Genomic DNA, 22,058 nt, shown 5'->3' on the forward strand with positions numbered 1-22,058 from the left:
ATTACTATAACTTTATATATGATATATAAAATTTCTCATTTTGGCAATTATAATTTGTAATTATAGAATTATTTTCATCATATATTATTGTTACCGGTTATAATCTATAATACAATAAAAATAGAGAATTAAATTTGTTCATAGGGGAGGTATTTATGTATTCTGCTTTGTATTCCAGCCATCCACTCGACTTACTTTCTTACCCTCTTACGTATACATACTTTTCAGTTATTGACCACTATATCCGTTTTATTAAAGATCCTACTTCTATCCCGCACAAATCTTTTGTTCGTACATTACAATCTTTTTTATTTCTTTACGAAGACAATCCTAAAAACATTCAAAAACTTAATAACTTTGCATTTACTGAACAAGTACCTTACGAATGCATTGCTCCATCACAACTTTATAGACTTGAAACCTCTCTCTACCCCGAAGGTGCTCAATATTACTCTACCTGTAAATATAAGTTGACATTTCCTATGCTTTATACTACTTATTCTAAACAATTTATTAAACTAAAAAAAGTACATGCAACCCAAGAGGTATTCCATTTAAATCGTTCTTTCTTACACCTACAAAAAAGACTTGTTTACTCAAATTTTCATGACGAAACTCTATTGCCTACACTATTTAAAGTAACCAATGCAGAAAGTTTTATTAAAGAAGTGTCTCAGCTTGTTCAATACTTAACCGGTAAATCACAAACAAATTAATAAAAATTTAAAGAGTGAAATTTATAGATAGTCTCTGTCTATAAATTTCACTCTTTTTTCAATCTTTTATCTGCATGCTTTTTTAAGTTTCTGTAAATAAGGGCGTATATTAACATCTTTATCAAAACATCCTTCTAAAGTTTTCGTGCCAATCATCTCACTTACTTCTTTTTTGACACGATCATCCATCTCTTCTAAAGACATTTGAATCAATGCTAAGGCTACATATAGCTCTACGCTCTCCTTTTCATCAAGCATTCCCATATACTGATCAAGGATCTGTGTGGTGGCATCTTCAATGCTATCTCCTTCCTCCATATACATATCCCATTCAGCTTCAACATCTTCTGCAAAACTAAAATTCATGAGTTCACTAATATCTGGCATCTCAATCCCTCCTCCTATCTTAATGTATATCTATTATCTCTCTACATTAAATATACCTTTTATAGTTGCAATTCTTCTGAAAGTATAATAAAATGTAGATGTAATATTTATTATCATTTAGGAGTGATTTTATGCTATTAGCAGCAGGACAATTAAGAGAGCATCGTCTTAAAGTAACACCACAACGATTAGCTATCTTTCATATGTTGTCAAACACAAAGTCTCATCCAAGCGCTGAGATGATCTATAATAGCTTACGAGAAACCCATCCTACTATGAGCCTTGCTACGGTATATAAGACTTTAGATGCACTAGTAAAAGCTTCATTGATTCAACAAATCAATGTAGGGGAGGATGCTTTTAGATATGATGCAAATACAGATTCACACCCACACATCATTTGCACGCACTGTCATCAAGTATATGATTTAGAAACTGATGAACTACCAGATCTTAAAGCACTTGTAGCTGAAAAAACACATTTTAGGCTGTCACATGAACAACTTTATTTTTATGGTACATGTCCAGATTGTCAATCTGAAATACATTAAGATGTGAAAAAGAGGGCTTAAGTAAGATATAAATTTTACTTAAGCCCTCTTTTATTTTACTAAATATGTTTACTTACAAAAATTTCTATACGTGATAAAGCTTCTTTAATTGCCTCTATAGAATAGGCATAAGATGCACGTACAAATCCTTCTCCACTTTCACCAAAAGCCGTTCCTGGTACAACAACAACACGTTGGTCCATAAGTAACTTCTCACAGAATGCTTCGCTGGTCATGCCTGTTGCTGAAATATTAGGAAATACATAAAATGCACCTTCTGGCTCAAAGCAAGAAAGTCCCATACTTCTAAACCCTTCAACCATAACTCTTCTACGTCTATCATAGGCTTCTCGCATTAGACGTACATCTTCGTCCCCATTACGCATGGCTTCAATACCTGCATATTGGCTTGTGGTAGGTGCACACATAAGGGCATATTGATGCACTTTAGTCATCATACTAATAATAGGTTCTGGTCCTAATGCATAGCCTAAGCGCCACCCTGTCATAGAAAAACTCTTTGAAAATCCATTAAGTACAATGGTACGTTCATACATTCCAGGAATATTAGCAATAGAAACATGGTTTTTACCATATGTAAGCTCTGCATAGATTTCATCAGATAAAACAATAATGTTCTTATCCTTTAAAACTTCTGCAATTTTCACTAAATCTTCTCTGTCCATAATAGCGCCAGTCGGATTATTAGGAAAAGGCAACACTAAAATTTTAGTCTTAGATGTAATCGCTTTTTCTAGTTCCTCTGCTGTCAATTTAAAATTATCTTCTTCTCTTGTTGGAATAGGTACTGCTACCCCTCCTGCAAGTACAACACATGGTTTGTAAGATACAAAGGAAGGCTCAGGAACAAGTACTTCTTCTCCTGGCTCTAATAAGGTACGCATAGCTAAATCGATTCCTTCACTTCCTCCAACGGTTACAAGACATTGCTTGGTTGGTGAATAAATGAGGTCAAATCTTCTTTGTGTATAGCGACAAATCTCCTGTCTAAGCTCTAAAAGCCCTGCATTCGCTGAATAAACTGTTTTGCCTTTTTCAAGAGAATAAATACCTTCTTCTCTAATATGCCATGGTGTATCAAAATCTGGTTCACCAACCCCTAGAGAAATCGCGTCTCCTATTTCATTGGCAACATCAAAAAACTTTCTTATTCCTGAAGGTGGCATGTCGCTAACCTTCTTAGCAATCAACTCTTCTATTCTCATGGCGAAACAATCATCCTCTCATCCTTTTTCATTTCTTCAAAAATAACTCCATGGTCTTTATATTTTTTGAGTACAAAATGAGTGCCTGTACTAAGTACAGCCTCAAGAGGTGCTAATTTTTGACCTACAAAAAGTGCAACTTCTTTCATTGTTCTACCTTCAATAATAACTGTTAAATCAAAGCCACCTGACATAAGATAAACCGCTTTAACTTCACTAAATCGATAAATACGTTCTGCTATTTTATCAAAACCTTCTCCACGCTGAGGTGTTACTTTTACCTCAATTAAAGCTGTTACCATTTCTTTATGATCTACTTTTTCCCAATTAATAAGGGTTTTATATCCACAAATAACTTTTTCATCCTCTAAGGCCTTTATGGTGCTCGCGACTTCCTCTTCAGTTAGACCTAACATAAGGGCCATGTCGGCCACACTGTATCTACTATTTTCCTCTAAAAGTTCAAGAATTTTTGTTCTCATTTCTTTTTCCTCCTTGTATATAGGGATTAAGAGGATGACCTCTTTTCTCACTGAATAACTTAATTACTAGTACAAATTTGAATTTATTAATAAATTTAAATTCATTTATTTTAATATTTTATTATTATACCATATATTTATATAATATCTATCTGTAATCTTTATTTAATGTATCTTTATTCATAAAATAGTCCATTGTAGGTGTACAATAATCTAGTCTCGTCTTATACTTATTAGTAATATGCCGAAATATCTTAACTTCTCAGGCCTTTTTATCGCTTTCAAATTAAGAAATAAACCTAATACACTCATTTCAAAAGAACCAAGGAGAAATAAATATGCCTATTCAAGATAAACAAAATGACTATTTAAATTTACTAAATGATTTAAAGATAGATTGTACAAACTGTAGCGGCCTATGCTGTGTGGCATTATATTGCTCCAAAGTAGATGGATTTCCTGAAAATAAGGAGGCTGGTATCCCTTGTCAGCATCTTCAATCCAATTTTCAATGTGATATGCATCAAGACCTATCTCGAAAAAATATGAAAGGTTGCATGACCTATGAATGTTTTGGTGCTGGCCAAAAAGTTACTCAGATGTATGGCTTAGATCATACTTGGCAAACCCATCCGCAACAACGCCAACATATTTTTGAAACTTTTTTAGTCGTATTCCAATTACATCAAATGCTCTGGTACCTTATTCAAGCTTCCACGCTTGATGCCTGTGCAAAATTCAAGCAAGAAATTGCTAGGCTTATAGAAGAAGCAACTACTTTAACAACCAAAAAGCCTTATACCCTTTTGAGTTATGATATAGATCACTACCGTAATCAAGTAAATAAAATACTTAAATGTATCATTGAACAGATCTCTAAATCTTCAAATAATCAAAATAAAATGTACCTTGGCAAAAGCTTTAAAGGTAAAAATCTAGATCATCAAGATTTTAGTATGTCTTTACTTATTGCCGCAAATTTAGAAAACTGTAGCCTTCGTGGCACAAACTTCTTGAGTGCGGATTTAAGAGATGCCAATTTTAAAAATACTGATCTAAGAGAAAGTCTCTTTTTAACTCAGATGCAAATTAACTCTGCAAAAGGAAATCATAATACTCTACTTCCATCTTACCTTACACAACCATGTACTTGGCTTTAGATCATGTTTTCCTAAACATACTTTTAACTGAACATTTTTCCTACTGCTATGTAATAACCATCTTAAAATGTATTACCCCTTAAAAATTGAATCCTATATCTTCTAGATTTAAAGGTTCTATAAAATGAGTTTAGCATGACTCATTCATAGAACCTTTATTTTTATTGATACTGACTACTATTTATATAACAACAACATTTATTTACTTTTAGGACGTGATAATAAGGCTGCTAAATAACCAAAGGTAATAGCAGCTGTAATACCTGCAGCAGTTGCTTTTAACCCACCTGTTAAAATACCCATATAGCCTTCTTTTGCCACTTCATCCATAGCACCTTTTGCTAATGCATAACCAAATCCGATAATAGGAACGGTTGCACCTGCACCTGCAAATTCAACAATTGGCTCATACACACCTATAGCTGTTAAAATAGCACCTGCTACTAAGAATACAACCATAATACGTGCTGTCATAAGCTTTGTTCTATCCATTAATACTTGTCCTATTGCACACAATAAGCCTCCCACTACAAAGGCTTTAATTAGATTTAATAATATTTCCATTTTACCTCCTCCTTTACTCTGCACAAATACTTACAGCATGTGCAATGCCTGTAATATTTTCACCTTGTTGTGTGGAACATAAGCTCATTAATGCTCCCGTTGGAACAAGTAAAACCTTCTTAAGTTTTTTATCCTTTAGCGCTTTATAAAAATGCCCTGCAAACACTGAAGCACTACATCCGCATCCACTACCACCTGAGTGGGTATCTTGTGCCTCATTATCAAAAATAAGAAGCCCACAATCTTGGTGCACTTTAGAGATATCTGTTCCTAATTTAGCTGTTAAATCTAAAAGTATATCTGTACCACATTGGCCTAAGTCACCTGTAATAATGGCATCGTAATCTTCTGGTTTTTGATTAGTTTCTTTTAGATGAGCTAAGATCGTATCTGCTGCAGCTGGTGCCATAACTGCTCCCATATTAAAGACATCTTTGGTTTCAAAATCGACTACTTTACCTGTAGTAATACTATGAATCTTAGGTCCTGCACCTGATTCACCTAAAAGTACATAACCACTTCCTGTTACAGTCCATTGTTGCGTAAGCGGCCTTTGCCCACCATACTCCATTGGATAGCGGAATTGTTTTTCGGCTGTACAGTTATGGCTACTTGCACCTGTAATAACATGCTTTGCATAACCTGAACCAATTAATATAGCACCTAAACTCATAGATTCGCCCATTGTTGAGCATGCACCATATAAGCCAAAGAAAGGAATATTAAAATCCTTAATAGCCATCTGTGTACTATTGATTTGATTTTCTAAGTCACCACATAAAATATAATCCACATCTTCTGGCTTTTTACCAGATTTATTGAGTAACCCTTGTACAGTACGTTTAATCATCATACCTTCAGCTTTTTCCCATGTTTTTTCACCAAGAAGCTCATCTTCTAATACCTCATGGAAACAGCCTCCCATAGGACCTTGTCCTTCTTTTGGTCCTACTGTACTATATGTTTCTAGAATAACTGGTTGTTTTTCAAATATAATTGTTTGTCTACCTACGTGTCCCATAAGTTGCCTCCTACAAGAAGTAATAAAGTATACCTACTACAACGCTCGAAATAGTCCCGAATACAATAACAGGCCCTGCTACAGAAAAGAGTTTTGCACCCATCCCAAAGATGTAGCCTTCTGCTTTAAATTCCATAGCAGCACTTACCATAGAATTGGCAAAACCAGTAATTGGGATAATACTTCCTGCACCTGCATAGTTACCAATTTTGTCATATACGTTAAGCGCTGTAAGTACCGCACTTGCTAAAATAAGAAAAATAGTACAAAGCATACTTGATTCATCTTTCGAAAATCCAATATAGATAAATCCATCGGTTAAAAGTTGCCCGATTGTGCATATGGTTCCACCTACCCAAAAAGCTTTAAAAGAGTTTTGAACAACTTTATTTTTAGGTGAATGTTCATCGACTATATTTTTATAGTCTTTCTTAAGAGTGTTTACGTCTGCCATTTAATCATCTCCTTATTTTTAAAGAAATCCTGGATATAAGTAATAAAATAGTGTCCCAACCATTTTCCCTATAGAAAAAGCCACTACAAGGATATACATACCTCTTTTTAGTTTCAGTCTACTTTTTGTAATAGGCATAACATCTAGGACTTCTGCTAATGCCATAGCTAAACAGCCAATAAAAATACCATCAGCCAAGCCAAAACCAGCTATAAGCACTTTGGGAAGTCCTATACAAATAAAATCATCCCACAAATAAAAAATGTTTCCTACTACAATTCCTAATGCTGAAGCATTGGCTATAGCAAAATAATGGGTTTTCACTTGTAACTTCATTGCCAATCTTGGAATAACTCCAATGGCAGTAATAAAAGCGAGAATACCTGTTGCAATAATAATGCCACTAGCAAATCCCCATAGGATACTTACACCCAACATAAGTATTTTCATTCCTCATATTGCCCCCTCTTCTCAGCTGTTAGTGTATCAATAATGGTATCTTCCACTTCTTTTTCATATGCATTAATTTCAACTTGTATAGGTGTAGGGTCCTCAGTAATTTTCTTCGTACCAAAGTGATTATAAAATCCGATAACACCTATTGGCATACCTATTGCATAAGGAATAGTAATCCAGGCAGGACTTTCATTGACTTCACCTGTTAAGACCTTATATAAAGTGGTAAAAGTCTTTGCCATGGAAACGTCTGTGTTATAGGCCATGATGGCTACCGTTGCACCTGCAAAGACAATAACGCAAATACCAGCAAGTTTAACCCATTCCCAAACAGGATGTGGCTCAGCCTTTACTGGATTAAATTCGATCATACAGTCTATTTCACCCACATTTTGTATGGAGACATCAGGATATTCTTTTTGAATCGCTTCGATAATCTTCAATGCACTTACAGCAAAATGTGTTACCTTAGTTACTTGAGGTTTGATCAAACAAATATTTTCAATACCATTTTGTAAATTCTTTGGTGCACTTATTCTTGCAATATCTTTAATTAAGATTTGCTTTTTACCTTCCATTTTATTACTTTTATAAGGTTTTATATACACTTCTTGCATGTTCTCACCTCTTTTCATCACACATGGAAAATTTATTGATACATACCCTTATTATGGTTAAGAGATGAAAAATTATTCTTTTCAAACAAATAAAAAAAAGAGGCCTAAGCCTCTTTACATTTTTGCGATATCTGTTCTATATTGCATGCCATCGAATTTGATTTTCTCTACTTCTTTATATGCTGCTAAACGTGCTTCTTCTAATGTTTCACCTATGCGTGTAACTGCAAGCACGCGTCCACCATTTGTTTTGATGATATCGTCTTCTAACTTTGTTCCTGCGTGGTAAAGATATGTATCCACTTCTAATGTATCTAGCCCATAAATCGGCACACCTTTTTCACTTGTTTCTGGATAGCCACGGCTAGCTAGTACAACCGTTACACTTGGTTTTGTACTCCATTTTAAATTAAGCTCTGCAAGTGTACCATTCATACATGCTTCAAATACTTCTACTAAGTCTGTTTCCAAACGAGAAAGAATGCTTTGTGTTTCTGGATCACCAAAACGCACGTTGAATTCTAATACTTTTGCTTTACCCTCTTCAATCATAAGACCAATAAATAAAATCCCATGATAGTCAAGTCCTTCTGTTTTAAATCCTTCAATAATTGGATTTAAGATTTCCGTTTCAATTTGCGCTTTCACTTGTGGTGTAATAATTGGGTTTGGTGAGAAACCGCCCATTCCTCCTGTATTGAGGCCACCATCGTTATCTAAAGCACGTTTATAATCTCTTGCTGTTTCAAGTGGAACAATGGTCTTGCCATCCACTAAGCAAAGAAGTGACGCTTCAATCCCTGTTAAAAACTCTTCAATAACAATTTTATCTCCTGCTTCTTGGAACTTACCACTGAAGATTTCGCTAATCGCCTCTTCTGCGTCCTTGTAAGATTCACAAATAAGTACACCTTTACCTGCTGCAAGCCCATCTGCTTTAATAACAACAGGTAAGCTAAAGCTCTGTACAGCTTCTTTTGCTGCCATTTCTTCTTCTTTTGTAAAAGTTAAGTATTTAGCTGTTGGAACATTGTACTTGGTTAAGAAAATCTTTGTAAAGTCTTTGCTCCCCTCAAATGTAGCACAAGCTTCATTTGGTCCAAATACTTTTAAACCTTCTTTTTGGAAGGCATCTACTACACCTAATACAAGTGGCTCTTCTGGACCTACAACTGTTAAGTCAATGTCATTGTCTTTTGCGAAGCTTACAAGCTTATTGATTTCGTTTACACCGATTTCTACATTTGTATATTTAACAGCTGTTCCACCATTACCTGGTGCTACATAAAGTTTTGCTTCTGGTCTAAAGCGTTTGATTGTATCGCAAATAGCAGATTCACGTCCACCATTTCCTATAACAAGAATATTCATGTTATGCCTCCTCAAGCTTTTTGATTGCTTCTACAAGTATTTTATGTTCTACCTCATGAAGTACACGTTGTTGAAGTAACTGCGGCGTATCTGTTTCATATACAGGTACAGTCTTTTGTAAAATGGTTTTACCAGTATCTACACCTTCATCTACAAAATGAACGGTTGCACCACTTTCACTTTCACCAGCTGCAAGTACTGCTTCATGTACTCGAATGCCATAGTAGCCTTTGCCACCAAACTTAGGTAAAAGAGAGGGGTGAATATTGATAATTCTTCCTCTATAAGCCTTTATAAGATTGGCATCAACAATCTTTAAGTAACCTGCAAGTACAACTAAGTCTACCTGATCTTCTTGTAATCTTACTAAGAGTTTTTCGTCATATCCTTCTTCTTTTGGATTAATAAAATAGGCTGGAATATGATGTGTTTTTGCACGCTCTAACCCAAAAGCATCCTCTTTATTAGAAATCACACTTACAATTTGACTTGTAAGTGTGTGGTTTTCTACTGCATCTATTATGCTTTGAAGGTTAGAACCTGAACCTGAAACCAATACGGCGATTCTTAGTTCTCGCATAAAATAACTCCTTCATTGCCTTCTACAATTTCACCAATAACGTAAGCTTCTTCACCTGCTTCTTTAAGAGCCGCTACTACTTGTTCTTTTTCTTCCTGACTTACAACCATCATCATCCCAATACCCATGTTGAATGTGTTGTAAAGTTCATTTACTTCTAAGCCACTTAATTCACGAAGCACACTATATACTTTAGGCTCAACGATTGTATTAATGTTAAGTTTAGCACTTACACCTTCTGGTAACATACGTGGTACGTTTTCAATAAATCCACCACCTGTAATATGAGCAATTCCTTTAATATCTCCAGCTTCTTTTGCTGCCATCGCTGCTTTTACATAAAGTTTAGTTGGTTTAAGGAAAGCTTCACCATAAGTTTCACCTAATGTTTCACAATAAGCATCAAGATCTAACCCATAAGTATCAATGATTTTACGCACAAGTGAGTAACCATTGCTATGCACCCCTGATGATGGAAGACCAATAATTGCATCTCCTGCCTTAATTCTTGTACCATCAATCATTTTTGCACGATCTACAATCCCTACTGCAAATCCAGCTACATCGTATTCACCATCTTTGTAGAAACCAGGCATTTCTGCTGTTTCTCCACCTACAAGTGCACACATACTTTCTTTACAGCCTGTAGCGATACCTTTAACGATATCTGCAATTTGCTCTGGAGTGATAAGACCTGTTGCAATATAGTCTAAGAAGAATAAAGGAATGGCACCTACACAAAGGATATCATTAACGCACATAGCTACACAGTCAATCCCAATGGTGTCATGTCTATTCATATCAAAAGCAAGTTTAAGTTTTGTACCTACACCGTCTGTACCTGATACAAGAACTGGTTCTTCCATGCCCATGTATTTACCAATTGAATAAGAACCACCAAAGCTACCAATGTCTGTTAATACCCCATCTGTAAAAGTAGACTTAACATGTTCCTTCATTTGTTTAACAGCTTCGTAACCACGGTGTACATCAACACCTGCATCTTTATATGTAATTTTAGTTGACATCTTATTTCCTCCTATTTTTCTTCACTAATCTCATGTAATGGAACTTCCATTGGGTAGTTTCCGTTAAAACAAGCACGGCAGAAATCACTACTTCCACCACAAGCCTCTTTAAGTCCATCTAATGAAAGGTAAGTTAATGAATCTGCACCAATGTAATCGCGAATTTCTTCAACAGACATCATTGCGCCTACTAGCTTTTCACGATCTGGTGTATCTATACCAAAGTAGCAACCGTATTTAACTGGAGGTGATGTAATACATACATGTACTTCACTTGCTCCTGCCTTACGTACTTGTTCTACAATACGCTTACATGTTGTACCACGAACAATTGAGTCATCTGTCATCACAACGCGCTTGCCTTCAATGTTATGTTTAAGTGGATTAAGTTTAATTCTTACTGCATTTTCACGCATCGCTTGCGTTGGTTGGATAAATGTTCTACCGATGTAGCGGTTTTTTGTAAGTCCTTCACGGTAAGGAAGACCTGATGCTTTTGAGTAACCAATAGCTGATGGAATACCTGAATCTGGAACAGCAATAACAACGTCTGCTTCTATACCCGCTTCACGGAACAAGATTTCTCCTGCTTTTTCTCTAAATTGGTAAACACTATTTCCATCAATAATGCTATCTGGACGTGCTAAGTAGATGAGCTCAAATACACAAAGTTTCTTTTGGCACCAGCCTGATGGTTTAATACTTGTTAACCCATCAGGATTGATTATAACGATTTCACCTGGCATCACGTCTCTAACGAATTCTGCATCCACTACATCTAGTGCACAGCTTTCAGAAGCCAGCACATAACCATCTTTAAGCTTACCAATGCAAAGTGGACGAAGTCCATGTGGATCACGAATCCCTATCATTTGGTCTTGAGTAGTAATAACAATAGCATAAGCCCCTTTTATAAGTTGCATGGTATTGCGAATAGCTGCTTCTATACCTCTATTATAATGTCTTGCTATAAGATTTAAGATAGCTTCTGAGTCTGTTGTACTTTGGAAGATAACCCCTTCATCTTCTAACATTTCTCTTACACCATCACTATTGGTTAAATTACCATTATGAGCAAGTGCAATAGAACCATGTTTGTATTTGGCTACAAGTGGCTGACAGTTACTAATGTCTTTATCACCTGTTGTAGAATAACGTACATGCCCAATTGCAATATTTCCAACAAGGTTTTGAAGATTTCTTTCCTCAAATACATCACTTACAAGGCCCATGCCTTTTGCACTTTCTAATCTACCTTCATTGTTTACTGTAATCCCAGCACTTTCTTGCCCCCTGTGTTGGAGGGCAAAAAGACCATAGTATACATAGTTTGCTGCTTCTTGTTCATTATTTAAATAGACGCCCATTACGCCACATTCTTCATGTAATGTATCCCCGTCAAAGTAGTTCATAGCTCACCTCTTTATATAACTTCTTATTCTGTCACACGTTTAAGCATTTCTTGATAAACTTCTTCTACACCACCAAGGTCACGTCTGAAGCGATCTTTATCAAGTTTTTTGTTTGTTTCTTTATCCCAGAATCTACATGTATCTGGTGAAATTTCGTCAGCTAAGATGATACGTCCATCTACACGACCAAGCTCAATTTTAAAGTCAATTAACTTTACACCAATTTTATCAAAATGTGCACGAAGGAGTTCGTTGATTTTGAATGTCATAGCTGTCATTGTTTCAAGTTCTTCTTTTGTTGCAATTCCTAATGCTAAGATGTGGTGGTCATTGATCATTGGATCACCAAGTGCATCATCTTTAAGACAGAATTCGATTGTTGGGTTTTTAAGTTCTGTACCTTCTTCAACACCAAAACGTTTTGAGAATGAGCCAGCTGCTGTGTTACGAATGATCACTTCAAGGGGTACGATTTCTACAGCTTTAACAACTGTTTCACGATCATTAAGTTCTTCTACTAAATGTGTTTCAATTCCGTTTTCTGCAAGCATTCGGCACATAATGTTGCTCATGCGGTTGTTTACAACACCTTTGCCTAAAATTGTACCTTTTTTCTCACCATTGAATGCTGTTGCATCATCTTTGTAAGATACGATGTAATGTTTTGGATCTGCTGTTGTATAAACTCTCTTTGCTTTACCTTCATATAATAAATTTAATTTTTCCATTTTTAATGACCCCCTACATATATTGATTACGAATTTTTTCATCTTTTTGTCTTACTGCTTCTGCCATATCCTCTTTGTAAGCTTTTAATTTTTCTTTAATGACTGGATCACTTACGCCTAAAATTTGAAGTGCAAGTAACCCTGCATTTAAAGCACCATCAATGCCTACTGTTGCAACAGGAATACCTGGTGGCATTTGAACCATTGAAAGTAATGAATCAAGCCCATCTAGTGTACTTGATTTAATAGGTAATGCAACAACTGGTAACGTTGTGTAAGCAGCAAGCACACCACCTAAGTGTGCCGCTTTACCTGCTGCTGCTACAATAACACCAATCCCATTTGCTTCAGCATTTCTAGCAAATTCTTCAGCTTCCGCTGGTGTACGATGAGCAGAAATAATACGTACTTCTACTGGTACTCCAAAACTTTTAACAACTTCAACGCCCTTTTCTACAACTGGAAGATCTGAATCACTTCCCATAACGAATGCTATTTTCATACAAAGCCTCTCTTCTATTTAAAGTACTCTACGCCTGATTTAAATAATTGCTGATCTTTATTTCCTGGAATATTAATGTGTACACATTCACCTACACGTTCGCTATGTCCCATCTTACCGATGATACGACCATCTTTTGATACAATACCTTCAATGTTATATAAGCTACCATTTACATTAACTGAACCAGCTTTTGATGGGAAACCACTTGCGTCTACGTATTGGCTAAAGATTTGACCATTTTTAACAAGTTCATCAAGTACTACTTGTGGTGCTACAAAACGTCCTTCTCCGTGTGAAAGTGGAATTTCATATTGCTCGCCTACATTCACATGACTAAGCCATGGAGACTGTACACTTGTAATCTTTGTTTTTGCCATAAGTGAAATATGTTTACCGATTGTGTTATAAGTTAATGTTGGTTTGTTTTCATCCATTTCACAGATTTCTCCGTATGGAAGTAATCCGAGTTTTACAAGAACTTGGAATCCATTACAAATACCAAGTGCAAGACCATCTTGTTCATAAAGATGCTTCATAACAGCTTCTTGTAAGCGTTCATTTCTAAAGGCTGCTGCAATGAATTTTGCACTACCATCTGGCTCATCCCCTGCAGAGAATCCACCTGGGAATGCTAAAATTTGTGCCTTATCAATAGCATTTACCATACGATTTAATGAATCTTCAATAGCTTCTGGTGTTCTATTTAAGAAGAGTACTTGTTCAACCTCAGCCCCTGCTGCCATGAAAGCTCGTTTGGTGTCATCTTCACAGTTTGTTCCTGGGAATACTGGAATAACAACTTTAGGTACTGCAATCTTATTTTTAGCTGTATAAATTCTTGGTGCTTCGCCATAAGTTGCATCTTTTCCATCTACTTCATTTTCTACTTCTGTTTTGAAAACATCTGCAAGTGGTGCTTCTAAGGTTGCTTTAACTTCATTAAGTGCTACTGTCACATCATCTATTGTTAAATTTGATTCTTTTGTTGTTTCACCTATTACTACAAAGTTTTCAGGTAATGTTGCTGCTACTTCAGGTGTTACTTCTAGTACTAAATCCCCATAAGCTGCTTCAAAAGCACCTACTTGTAAGCTTTCTAAACTTACTTTAGCACCTAAATCATTACCAATTGCCATTTGGCTAAGTGCTGCTACAAGACCACCTTTGCCAATGGCATAGCTACTTGCGATCTGTTTTGCTGTAGCAAGGCTATGAACACTGTCATATACCTCTTTCATTACATCAAAGTTTGGCACTTTATCTTCCCCTACTGGGATATGAATATAAACCACTTTGTTGCCAGCTGCTTTAAAGCTACCGCTTACACAGTTTCTTGCATCCCCAATATTACATGTGAATGAGATGAGTGTTGGTGGTACGTTTAAGTTTTCAAATGTACCTGACATACTGTCTTTTCCACCAATTGCGGCTACACCCAGTGCACGTTGTGCTACAAGTGTTCCAAGAAGGGCTGCTACTGGTTTACCCCATTTTGTTTTATCTTCTCCTAATCTTTCAAAGTATTCTTGGAAAGAAAGGTATGTATCTTTATAATTGGCACCAAGTGCTACAAGTTTTGCTATACTTTCAACGACTGCATATAAGCTTCCATGGAATGGAGATTGTTCTGCAAGATATGGATCAAATCCATGTGTCATATAAGTTGCTGCTGTTGTTTCCCCAGAAATTACAGGAATCTTAGCAACCATCCCTACTTCTTTTGTAAGTTGATTTTTACCACCATAAGGCATAAGTACGCTTCTTGCTCCAATTGTAGAGTCGAATTGTAAGCCTAAACCTTTTTGACTTGCTACATTAAGGTCAGAAAGGGTATTCATTACATTTTCTTTTGTAAGACTTCTTTTATCTTCACACCAGTTTGGTGCTGTAACATGTGCTTCTCTTTGCTGTGTAACACCTGCGCTATCTAAGAATACACGGTTAATATTAACAATTTCTTTACCTCTCCATTTCATAATGAGGCGTTTTTCTTCGGTTACTGTTCCTACTTGAACAGCATTTAAGTTTTCTGCTTCACAAAGGGCAATTACTTTTTCTACGTCACAAGCTTCTATTGCAATCGCCATACGTTCTTGTGATTCTGAAATAGCAAGTTCTGTTCCATCAAGACCCATATATTTAACAGGTACTTGATCTAGATCTATAATAAGACCTTCTGCAATCTCACCAATAGCTACACATACACCACCTGCACCAAAGTCATTACAACGTTTGATTGTTTTTGAGAACTCTGGATTTCTAAAGATTCTTTGAAGTTTACGTTCTTCAACTGGATTACCTTTTTGAACTTCACTTCCACATTGCATGAGAGAATCTTCTGTATGTTCTTTAGATGAACCTGTTGCACCACCACAACCATCACGGCCTGTTGCACCACCTAAAAGAATAATTACATCACCTGCTACTGGCTCTTCACGTCTTACTGCATCTGACTTCACTGCACCTACTACTGCACCAACTTCAAGACGCTTTGCCACATATCCTGGATGGTAGTACTCTTTAACTTCACCTGTTGCAAGCCCAATTTGGTTACCATATGAGCTATAACCATTTGTTGCTGTTTGAGAAATTTTTCTTTGAGGAAGTTTACCTGGAATGGTTTCATCCATAGGTGCTGTAACATCACCAGCGCCTGTTACACGCATTGCTTGATAAACATAACTACGTCCTGAAAGCGGATCACGAATGGCACCACCAAGACAAGTTGCAGCGCCTCCAAAAGGTTCAATTTCTGTTGGATGGTTATGTGTTTCATTTTTGAAAAGAACTAAGTAATCTTCCATATTACCATCTACTTCAATAGCCTTTTCTAGAGTACATGCATTAATTTCATCTGACTCTACCATCTCTTTAAGGCCACCTTCTGCTTTAAGGTCCTTAACGATAATTGTTGCCATATCCATTAAACTTACTTTTTTAGATTTTTGAGTATAAAGCTTATCTCTCATATTTTGATAAAGAGTATAGGCTTCTTGAACGGGTTTGCTAAGTGCGCCCTCTTCAATTGTAATATCTGTAAGCTCTGTCATAAATGTTGTATGTCTACAATGATCTGACCAATATGTATCAACTACTTTTAATTCTGTAAAACTTGGATTGCGTTTTTCTGATTGGAAATAAGATTGGAAATAAGCAAGATCTTCTAAGCTCATTGCAAGACCATTTGCTTTTCTAAAAGTTTCAAGTTCTTCTTTGGTGTAGTTATTAAATCCTTCAAGAACTTTAACATCTTCTGGAATAGGATAAGTTGCATCTAATAAGTGTGTAGCATCTAGCGCAACTTCTTCACTTTCGATTGGATTAATGAGATGATTTTTAATACGCTCTTTATCTTTTTCTTCTAATTGTCCTTCAATCATATAAACCTTTGAAGCTTTAACAACTGGTATTGCATGTGAATCGATTGTTTTGATACATTGTACACATGAATCAGCTCTTTGATCATATTGACCTCTTAAAAAGCTTGTCATAAAGATAAAACCTTGAGCTTGTGGTAGTACTTCTTCGTATACCCTATCACATTGAGGCTCGCTAAAAACAGTTTTAAGTGCTTTTTTATAAACTTCTTGACTCATACCGCTTGCATCATAACGATTTAAAATACGAACATTTTCTATATTTTTAAGACCTAAGAAGTTTACAAGTTCTCCTTGAACACGTTTAGCTTCTACATCAAAACCAGGTCGTTTTTCTACGTAAACAATAAAGTTTTCCATAAGGTTCCCCCTCATTTAAAGTCTGTATTTTTTATTATAGTCTATATTTGTTAAGTTAAGGTTATCATACAGCCATAGACTTCGTCAATAACTTTTTCGAACAATTTTTATTTTTATTTTTTTATAGTTCGACATTTTTGCTTTTTATATTCTAATCCCAAAAAATCTCCTAATTTATAGTAGATTAACCCCCAAAAACCCGAACATTATATTGTGCTTTCTATATTCCTCATTATTTTCATTCGAACTTTATTACATATAAAAAAGGAGTTGCACTAATGTTTTAGCGCAACTCCTTTTCAAGTTGTATTGAGTAATCCCCTCATTTTTTTCAAAATACGTTTTTCAATACGCGAAACTTGAACTTGAGAAATATTTAAAAGTTCTGCAATTTCTGTTTGCGTACGATCTTCGTAATATCGATAGACAATGATTTCTTTTTCTAGAGGTTCTAACTCTTCAATTACTTGATTGACTACAATATGGTCTATCATATTATTTTGCTCTTGCGGTGCTTGGTCAATCTTATCTTCAAGTGTAATAGGTTTGCCATCACCTTGATGAATAACGGCACTTAACGATTCAATTTCAAGGTTTGCTTCTAAAGCGACTAATATATCATCTACTGGTATATCTAGTGCTGCTGCAATCTCATTCATTGTAGGTTCACGATCAAGTGATCTACAAAGTTCATCTTTCGTAAGTCTTGCCTTATAAGCAATTTCTTTAAGAGATCTACTTACTTTGATCATACCATCATCTCTTAAAAATCGCTTAATTTCCCCTACAATCATAGGCACTGCATATGTGGAGAACTTAACATTGTAATTTAAGTCAAATTTTTCTATACTCTTTAGAAGTCCTATACTTCCAATCTGAAATAAATCTTCTAGTTCATAACCTCGTCCAGCAAATCTTTTAACTAAGCTCCAAACAAGTCCAATATTTTCTTCAACTAAAACTTCTCTAGCTGCTTCATCACCTTGCTGAGCCTTCATAATGAGTTTGATTGTATGATCCATATACTCCCACCTTTCTACCAAATGTGTGGGCCATCAATAGAAAGTCTTTGTCATAGTAACACATGTGCCTTTTCCCTCTTCAGAATCTACTTGAACTTGATCCATCATAGACTGCATCACAGTAAAACCAAGTCCTGCTCTCTCGTCATCTTCTGAAGTGGTATAAAGTGCTTTCATCGCTTCATCAACATCTTTAATGCCTTTCCCCTTGTCGATAACTTGAATCGTGACCATACGACCTTCGTAGGTACATTTAATCCAAATGAGTTGATTAGGGTCTGCATTATAACCATGAATAATACTATTTGTTACAGCTTCTGAAACAGCCATCTTTACATCATAGAGCTCGTCCACAGTTGGGTCAAGTTGTGATAAGAAAGCTGATACTGCAACACGTGCAAATGCTTCATTTAATGAATTGCTTGCAAACTCAACCTTCATTTCATTGGAATTTTGCATTTTCTTTCCCCCTATTACACTTTATGCCAAACATTTAAAAGCTTGTTCTCTGCTTTCATAAAGCCTCGTTAACTTATAAATTCCGGATATACTTAGTATTCGGTCAACCTTTGATGAAACATTATAAAGTCCTACATATCCCCCACATATGGATACTGTTCTATAACGTCCCATAAGTAACCCAATTCCTGAACTATCCATAAAAACTACTCTTTCAAAATCGAACAAAATATTTCTTGCACGTCTTTTATGATATTCTCTATCTACAGACTCTCGTATTTCTACAGAAGTATGATGGTCGATTTCCCCCGCTAAAGTAACAATTAATGTTGTATCTTGCATACAAAACTCTATATTCACAAGGCACCTCTTTTCTATATCCTGTACTCCTATAGAATAGTATATTTTACAAATATTGTCAATGAATTTCTAATTTTTTACATTTGTTACGTTCCTTGTGAATTATCTTGCTTACTTTAGCTTTTCTGCACGATCTTTTGCTTTATAATAGGCATTTGTATCCTTATAATCTTCTAAAATAATATTATAAAACTGTAATGCTTTGGTTTTATTATTATTTTTTTCTTCAATTTGCCCCATATTATAAAGGGCTTGTGCTGCGGTTCTTATCCCTGGTGCAAAGATAAGTACCTTCTCGAAGTTCAACATAGCCTCTACATTGTTACCTTGTTTGAACAAATTGTTACCTAAATCATACAATCTATCACCAGCCTTTGGATATACCGTTTCTTTCAAAGACTGATACACTTTTTGATTTTCTTCTGACAAATCTTGAGCAGCAATATTATTAAGTATTTCAGCTGACTCTATCCATTTACCTTCTTCTTTATAAGCCTTTGCTTTTGCAAGTTTATTTTCTTGACTCACCTTATTATGCTGCTGCTTCAACAGCTCATTTTCTTCTGCTAACTTTTGATTATTACTTTCTAAAGCAAGTGCCTTTTGTGTTGCTTCTTCTACAAAGGTATCAAATTCTACTTTTAAGCTGGTATTTTCTGAGGTCATATCATAAACCTTTTTTTCTAATGAAGCGGTTTTACTTGGTACAATAAGCCCTATGCCTATTCCAAACATACATACTGCTCCAAATACAAAGTACATTGCATATCGTGAAAACAGCCCACCTCTATTAATAAACTTTTGTGGCATCACATCTGTTGAAATATCTATATCATTAATATGAGGTGCTGAAATAGTTTTTTTGCTTTCTTCATCTTCTATAACTACATTTTTACTTTCTATTTCTCTTAAATAACTTAATGCTTTTTTGTTACTTCTATCTTTTTTAAGAACATATAGTACTTGTGCTAATGCCTTATTCTCTTGCTTTTGTAACAAATAACAAAAAGCAAGTAAATTACGTGCTTCTAGAAAACTAGGATTCAGATTAATTGCTTTTTTTAATCTTATAACGGCTACATCGTCATCCTTTTTATGTACATAACGCAATGCTCTATTATAGAGCATTAAACTATCTTTATAAGCTTCTAACTGTTTAGGTTCCTTTTGTAGCTTCTCCATATATTCTACTGCAACATTGTCTTCTTTACATAAGGCATCACTTAAAATCCATAACTTTAATGCAGATGCCACTTCCCCCATCTCAAGATAAATAAGTCCTAATAAATTTTTTGCTTGGATATTATATTTATTAAAATATATGGCTTTTTCTAGATATTCTACTGCCTCTGATAAATAACGACTCTCAGCACATTCATAGGCTTTTATATAGTAAAGCTCACTTTTTTCATAGATTTTTTCTACCCATCTTATATTTTCTCCACAGGTCTCACATATAATAGCACTATTTACCGAATGATTACAATACGGACATTTTACCTGCATACTTTAATTCCCCTGTCCACTTACTTGTTTCGTCATCTTAATTAAATCAATAATATCCTTAATCTCCTCATTTTCAATGTTTTCCTCTATATTTGCTACCTCTAAAATAGGTTTGAATTTTTCTAGTTCCTTTTCAAATTGAATCATGCTGTACCCCTCTTCTAAATATATGATAGTTTTCTCCTATTTTCATAGTACAACTAACTTTTGTCATAATCAACAATTATCTTAATACAATTTTTATACAACAATATTTTTTATTAAATTTCTCTAACTTTTACAATTAATTATATAATCTAAAGAAGCTAACTTAGATTCATCTTGAATAAAAAATAATGTTCAACCTTAAGTTAGCTTCTTATATCCTAGTTCTATTTACTGATTTGAGCTACTTATTAAAATTCAATTTGGTATAACATAGATATACAGCCTATATAATGAGGTGGCAAATCAAAGTCTGCTACATAATCATTAGCTGTAGTATCATATTTTCTTAATTGAAGTTTGTAGCTTCCTATTGCTCCATATAATACATCACCAACTCGTACTTCTTTACTTGTATTTCCATAATATAGTTTATAGTCTGCAGCAAGATGCAGGGTCATTAATTTTAAATTAACTGGTGCCTTAACCTTTAATGTATCATTAAGCGTTGGCTTCGATGCTGGTGCTACATATGCAAATTCTCCATAGTTACCAAATACTAAAGTAAATGCAATATCATCACCTTTACCAGGTTTCATACCCTGGCAATCTCCCTCAGAATGTTTATATTTTTCTACAAAAACTTTTACTTCACCTTGAACTTCTATTTCTTGTTCTAGGTTCCAAGGACATTGTATAGTTTCAATAGCAAGATCTACATCACCCTCTGTGGGTATATAGGGTTTTCTTTTTTCTACAAGATAATCCTGATAAGCAAATTCATTAGCTAATAACTTTTTATTCTGAGGTAATCTACCAGTACCTCCTACATATCTCCATTCTACCGTTGTAAGGGTCGCAATAACAACACCTTTGCCATACATATACTCTATCATTACAGGTTGGTTATTCGCATCTGTTAAAATAACCTTTGTGCCAACAGGAAGATTTGTAAAATAACCATGGGATGCATGTTTCCAACCATCTAGATCATTATAATTTCCGAAATCAACAATTAAACCACAATTTCCACCTACACATGGTGCTATTGCTGCAATAATAGGATGTGTTGAATCTGCAATCTTGTTATCACTAGAATATTCTTCTACATGTTGAACACCAGCAATAAAAGTATAGTCGGCCCACTTCCCTCCATATCCTTCACCGGATCCACCATCTGCTAAATTAGCGGATAAAACTCCACCATGCTTTACAAACTCATCAAGCTTTGAATGAACTGTTCCAGCTGGAAATATTCTATCATAAAACCCTTGTGTTTGAGCAGATGGGATAACAATCGCACTATATTGTGATAGATCGGTAGTTTCAAGCTTACTTGAACCAATTATACAGTACTTTTTTCCTTGTGCTGTTAACTCTGCCACATCAGCACCTAGTGGATTGTCTGCGCTTGCTCGCCATGGTACATTGTCTTGAATCAATAAAACCGTTTCACTCCCTCTATTTCTCATTGTAGGCAGCATAGGTATTGATCTTAGATTCTCTGCATTATATTTCTTCTCCCTCATAAGTCATCCCTCCTTTTCACAAACTAAAAAGCTAACTTAAGTT

The 22,058-nt window shown here is 35.2% G+C and carries 24 protein-coding genes; 3 read left to right on the forward strand and 21 right to left on the reverse strand.

The features are described from left to right. Positions 1–155 precede the first annotated feature (155 nt). Positions 156–716: a hypothetical protein gene (locus tag PBV87_RS20370; RefSeq protein ID WP_271013533.1), complete on the forward strand. Its 561-nt coding sequence runs from the start codon at positions 156–158 to the stop codon at positions 714–716. 66 nt (positions 717–782) lie between these two features. Here PBV87_RS20370 and PBV87_RS20375 read toward each other — a convergent pair whose 3' ends face one another. Continuing rightward, on the reverse strand, positions 783–1,103 hold the full coding sequence (locus tag PBV87_RS20375) for a hypothetical protein (protein WP_053985480.1): 321 nt from the start codon (positions 1,101–1,103) through the stop codon (positions 783–785). A 131-nt stretch (positions 1,104–1,234) separates the two neighbouring features. Between PBV87_RS20375 and perR the strand changes: the two genes are divergently transcribed. Beyond that, positions 1,235–1,654: a transcriptional regulator PerR gene (perR, locus tag PBV87_RS20380; protein WP_053985481.1), complete on the forward strand. Its 420-nt coding sequence runs from the start codon at positions 1,235–1,237 to the stop codon at positions 1,652–1,654. 59 nt (positions 1,655–1,713) lie between these two features. On the opposite strand, the gene PBV87_RS20385 is transcribed toward perR, so the two are convergent. Both PBV87_RS20385 and PBV87_RS20390 read right to left on the reverse strand, forming a co-directional pair. After that, positions 1,714–2,874, reverse strand: a complete 1,161-nt coding sequence (locus PBV87_RS20385; RefSeq protein WP_271013591.1) for a pyridoxal phosphate-dependent aminotransferase — start codon at positions 2,872–2,874, stop codon at positions 1,714–1,716. A 2-nt stretch (positions 2,875–2,876) separates the two neighbouring features. Continuing rightward, on the reverse strand, positions 2,877–3,362 hold the full coding sequence (locus tag PBV87_RS20390) for an Lrp/AsnC family transcriptional regulator (RefSeq protein ID WP_053985483.1): 486 nt from the start codon (positions 3,360–3,362) through the stop codon (positions 2,877–2,879). Between the two features lie 338 nt (positions 3,363–3,700). On the opposite strand from PBV87_RS20390, the gene PBV87_RS20395 reads away from it, so the two are divergent. Next, entirely contained in the window at positions 3,701–4,522 is an 822-nt protein-coding gene (locus PBV87_RS20395; RefSeq protein ID WP_271013534.1) for a pentapeptide repeat-containing protein, read from the forward strand. Between the two features lie 198 nt (positions 4,523–4,720). Here the strand turns inward: PBV87_RS20395 and spoVAE are convergent, their stop codons facing one another. The 18 genes from spoVAE to PBV87_RS20485 all read right to left on the reverse strand — a co-directional run bounded on the left by spoVAE (position 4,721) and on the right by PBV87_RS20485 (position 22,015). Next, entirely contained in the window at positions 4,721–5,086 is a 366-nt protein-coding gene (gene spoVAE, locus PBV87_RS20400; RefSeq protein ID WP_053985485.1) for a stage V sporulation protein AE, read from the reverse strand. Between the two features lie 13 nt (positions 5,087–5,099). Further along, on the reverse strand, positions 5,100–6,107 hold the full coding sequence (spoVAD, locus tag PBV87_RS20405; protein WP_053985486.1) for a stage V sporulation protein AD: 1,008 nt from the start codon (positions 6,105–6,107) through the stop codon (positions 5,100–5,102). 10 nt (positions 6,108–6,117) lie between these two features. Beyond that, a complete protein-coding gene (spoVAC, locus tag PBV87_RS20410) occupies positions 6,118–6,561 on the reverse strand; it encodes a stage V sporulation protein AC (RefSeq protein WP_053985487.1) in 444 nt (147 codons plus the stop codon). Between the two features lie 18 nt (positions 6,562–6,579). Next, the gene (locus PBV87_RS20415; protein WP_053985488.1) at positions 6,580–7,011 is read right to left on the reverse strand and encodes a stage V sporulation protein AB; all 432 of its coding nucleotides are present in this window, start codon (positions 7,009–7,011) and stop codon (positions 6,580–6,582) included. Beyond that, positions 7,008–7,634 (reverse strand): stage V sporulation protein AA, encoded by a 627-nt coding sequence (locus tag PBV87_RS20420; protein ID WP_053985489.1) that lies wholly within the window; start codon positions 7,632–7,634, stop codon positions 7,008–7,010. Before PBV87_RS20420 ends, PBV87_RS20415 begins: the two co-directional genes overlap by 4 nt. A gap of 114 nt (positions 7,635–7,748) precedes the next feature. Then, on the reverse strand, positions 7,749–9,005 hold the full coding sequence (gene purD / locus PBV87_RS20425) for a phosphoribosylamine--glycine ligase (RefSeq protein ID WP_271013535.1): 1,257 nt from the start codon (positions 9,003–9,005) through the stop codon (positions 7,749–7,751). Between the two features lies 1 nt (position 9,006). Continuing rightward, complete coding sequence (gene purN, locus PBV87_RS20430) at positions 9,007–9,585, reverse strand: phosphoribosylglycinamide formyltransferase (RefSeq protein ID WP_271013536.1); 579 nt, start codon at positions 9,583–9,585, stop codon at positions 9,007–9,009. Further along, the gene (gene purM, locus PBV87_RS20435; RefSeq protein ID WP_334291896.1) at positions 9,573–10,601 is read right to left on the reverse strand and encodes a phosphoribosylformylglycinamidine cyclo-ligase; all 1,029 of its coding nucleotides are present in this window, start codon (positions 10,599–10,601) and stop codon (positions 9,573–9,575) included. The genes purN and purM overlap by 13 nt, the downstream gene beginning before the upstream one ends. A 23-nt stretch (positions 10,602–10,624) precedes the next feature. After that, positions 10,625–12,025 carry an amidophosphoribosyltransferase gene (purF, locus tag PBV87_RS20440; RefSeq protein ID WP_271013537.1) on the reverse strand — a complete coding sequence of 467 codons (1,401 nt, stop codon included), beginning with the start codon at positions 12,023–12,025 and terminating at the stop codon, positions 10,625–10,627. Between the two features lie 23 nt (positions 12,026–12,048). Next, a complete protein-coding gene (gene purC / locus PBV87_RS20445; protein WP_053985494.1) occupies positions 12,049–12,753 on the reverse strand; it encodes a phosphoribosylaminoimidazolesuccinocarboxamide synthase in 705 nt (234 codons plus the stop codon). Positions 12,754–12,766: 13 nt separating this feature from the next. Beyond that, entirely contained in the window at positions 12,767–13,255 is a 489-nt protein-coding gene (gene purE / locus PBV87_RS20450; RefSeq protein ID WP_053985495.1) for a 5-(carboxyamino)imidazole ribonucleotide mutase, read from the reverse strand. Between the two features lie 14 nt (positions 13,256–13,269). Continuing rightward, positions 13,270–16,995, reverse strand: a complete 3,726-nt coding sequence (locus PBV87_RS20455) for a phosphoribosylformylglycinamidine synthase (protein ID WP_271013538.1) — start codon at positions 16,993–16,995, stop codon at positions 13,270–13,272. 299 nt (positions 16,996–17,294) lie between these two features. Beyond that, on the reverse strand, positions 17,295–18,017 hold the full coding sequence (sigF, locus tag PBV87_RS20460) for an RNA polymerase sporulation sigma factor SigF (protein ID WP_053985497.1): 723 nt from the start codon (positions 18,015–18,017) through the stop codon (positions 17,295–17,297). Positions 18,018–18,050: 33 nt separating this feature from the next. After that, positions 18,051–18,476: an anti-sigma F factor gene (spoIIAB, locus tag PBV87_RS20465; protein WP_053985498.1), complete on the reverse strand. Its 426-nt coding sequence runs from the start codon at positions 18,474–18,476 to the stop codon at positions 18,051–18,053. A 21-nt stretch (positions 18,477–18,497) separates the two neighbouring features. Next, entirely contained in the window at positions 18,498–18,836 is a 339-nt protein-coding gene (locus PBV87_RS20470) for an STAS domain-containing protein (protein WP_242847689.1), read from the reverse strand. A gap of 111 nt (positions 18,837–18,947) precedes the next feature. Then, on the reverse strand, positions 18,948–20,342 hold the full coding sequence (locus tag PBV87_RS20475; protein WP_271013539.1) for a tetratricopeptide repeat protein: 1,395 nt from the start codon (positions 20,340–20,342) through the stop codon (positions 18,948–18,950). A gap of 3 nt (positions 20,343–20,345) precedes the next feature. Next, positions 20,346–20,489: a hypothetical protein gene (locus tag PBV87_RS20480; RefSeq protein WP_271013540.1), complete on the reverse strand. Its 144-nt coding sequence runs from the start codon at positions 20,487–20,489 to the stop codon at positions 20,346–20,348. A gap of 248 nt (positions 20,490–20,737) precedes the next feature. Continuing rightward, on the reverse strand, positions 20,738–22,015 hold the full coding sequence (locus PBV87_RS20485) for a hypothetical protein (protein ID WP_271013541.1): 1,278 nt from the start codon (positions 22,013–22,015) through the stop codon (positions 20,738–20,740). Positions 22,016–22,058: the final 43 nt, after the last annotated feature.

This window comes from Holtiella tumoricola (assembly GCF_027857615.1).
GTDB lineage: Bacteria > Bacillota > Clostridia > Lachnospirales > Cellulosilyticaceae > Holtiella > Holtiella tumoricola.

What these genes read in the sequence shown, in the direction of transcription:
- PBV87_RS20370 (WP_271013533.1), top strand. Translation starts at nt 156, where the DNA reads ATGTATTCTGCTTTGTATTCCAGCCATCCACTCGACTTACTTTCTTAC.
- PBV87_RS20375 (WP_053985480.1), bottom strand. Translation starts at nt 1,103, where the DNA reads ATGCCAGATATTAGTGAACTCATGAATTTTAGTTTTGCAGAAGATGTT.
- perR (WP_053985481.1), top strand. Translation starts at nt 1,235, where the DNA reads ATGCTATTAGCAGCAGGACAATTAAGAGAGCATCGTCTTAAAGTAACA.
- PBV87_RS20390 (WP_053985483.1), bottom strand. Translation starts at nt 3,362, where the DNA reads ATGAGAACAAAAATTCTTGAACTTTTAGAGGAAAATAGTAGATACAGT.
- PBV87_RS20395 (WP_271013534.1), top strand. Translation starts at nt 3,701, where the DNA reads ATGCCTATTCAAGATAAACAAAATGACTATTTAAATTTACTAAATGAT.
- spoVAE (WP_053985485.1), bottom strand. Translation starts at nt 5,086, where the DNA reads ATGGAAATATTATTAAATCTAATTAAAGCCTTTGTAGTGGGAGGCTTA.
- spoVAD (WP_053985486.1), bottom strand. Translation starts at nt 6,107, where the DNA reads ATGGGACACGTAGGTAGACAAACAATTATATTTGAAAAACAACCAGTT.
- spoVAC (WP_053985487.1), bottom strand. Translation starts at nt 6,561, where the DNA reads ATGGCAGACGTAAACACTCTTAAGAAAGACTATAAAAATATAGTCGAT.
- PBV87_RS20415 (WP_053985488.1), bottom strand. Translation starts at nt 7,011, where the DNA reads ATGAAAATACTTATGTTGGGTGTAAGTATCCTATGGGGATTTGCTAGT.
- PBV87_RS20420 (WP_053985489.1), bottom strand. Translation starts at nt 7,634, where the DNA reads ATGCAAGAAGTGTATATAAAACCTTATAAAAGTAATAAAATGGAAGGT.
- purD (WP_271013535.1), bottom strand. Translation starts at nt 9,005, where the DNA reads ATGAATATTCTTGTTATAGGAAATGGTGGACGTGAATCTGCTATTTGC.
- purN (WP_271013536.1), bottom strand. Translation starts at nt 9,585, where the DNA reads ATGCGAGAACTAAGAATCGCCGTATTGGTTTCAGGTTCAGGTTCTAAC.
- purF (WP_271013537.1), bottom strand. Translation starts at nt 12,025, where the DNA reads ATGAACTACTTTGACGGGGATACATTACATGAAGAATGTGGCGTAATG.
- purC (WP_053985494.1), bottom strand. Translation starts at nt 12,753, where the DNA reads ATGGAAAAATTAAATTTATTATATGAAGGTAAAGCAAAGAGAGTTTAT.
- purE (WP_053985495.1), bottom strand. Translation starts at nt 13,255, where the DNA reads ATGAAAATAGCATTCGTTATGGGAAGTGATTCAGATCTTCCAGTTGTA.
- PBV87_RS20455 (WP_271013538.1), bottom strand. Translation starts at nt 16,995, where the DNA reads ATGGAAAACTTTATTGTTTACGTAGAAAAACGACCTGGTTTTGATGTA.
- sigF (WP_053985497.1), bottom strand. Translation starts at nt 18,017, where the DNA reads ATGGATCATACAATCAAACTCATTATGAAGGCTCAGCAAGGTGATGAA.
- spoIIAB (WP_053985498.1), bottom strand. Translation starts at nt 18,476, where the DNA reads ATGCAAAATTCCAATGAAATGAAGGTTGAGTTTGCAAGCAATTCATTA.
- PBV87_RS20475 (WP_271013539.1), bottom strand. Translation starts at nt 20,342, where the DNA reads ATGCAGGTAAAATGTCCGTATTGTAATCATTCGGTAAATAGTGCTATT.
- PBV87_RS20480 (WP_271013540.1), bottom strand. Translation starts at nt 20,489, where the DNA reads ATGATTCAATTTGAAAAGGAACTAGAAAAATTCAAACCTATTTTAGAG.
- PBV87_RS20485 (WP_271013541.1), bottom strand. Translation starts at nt 22,015, where the DNA reads ATGAGGGAGAAGAAATATAATGCAGAGAATCTAAGATCAATACCTATG.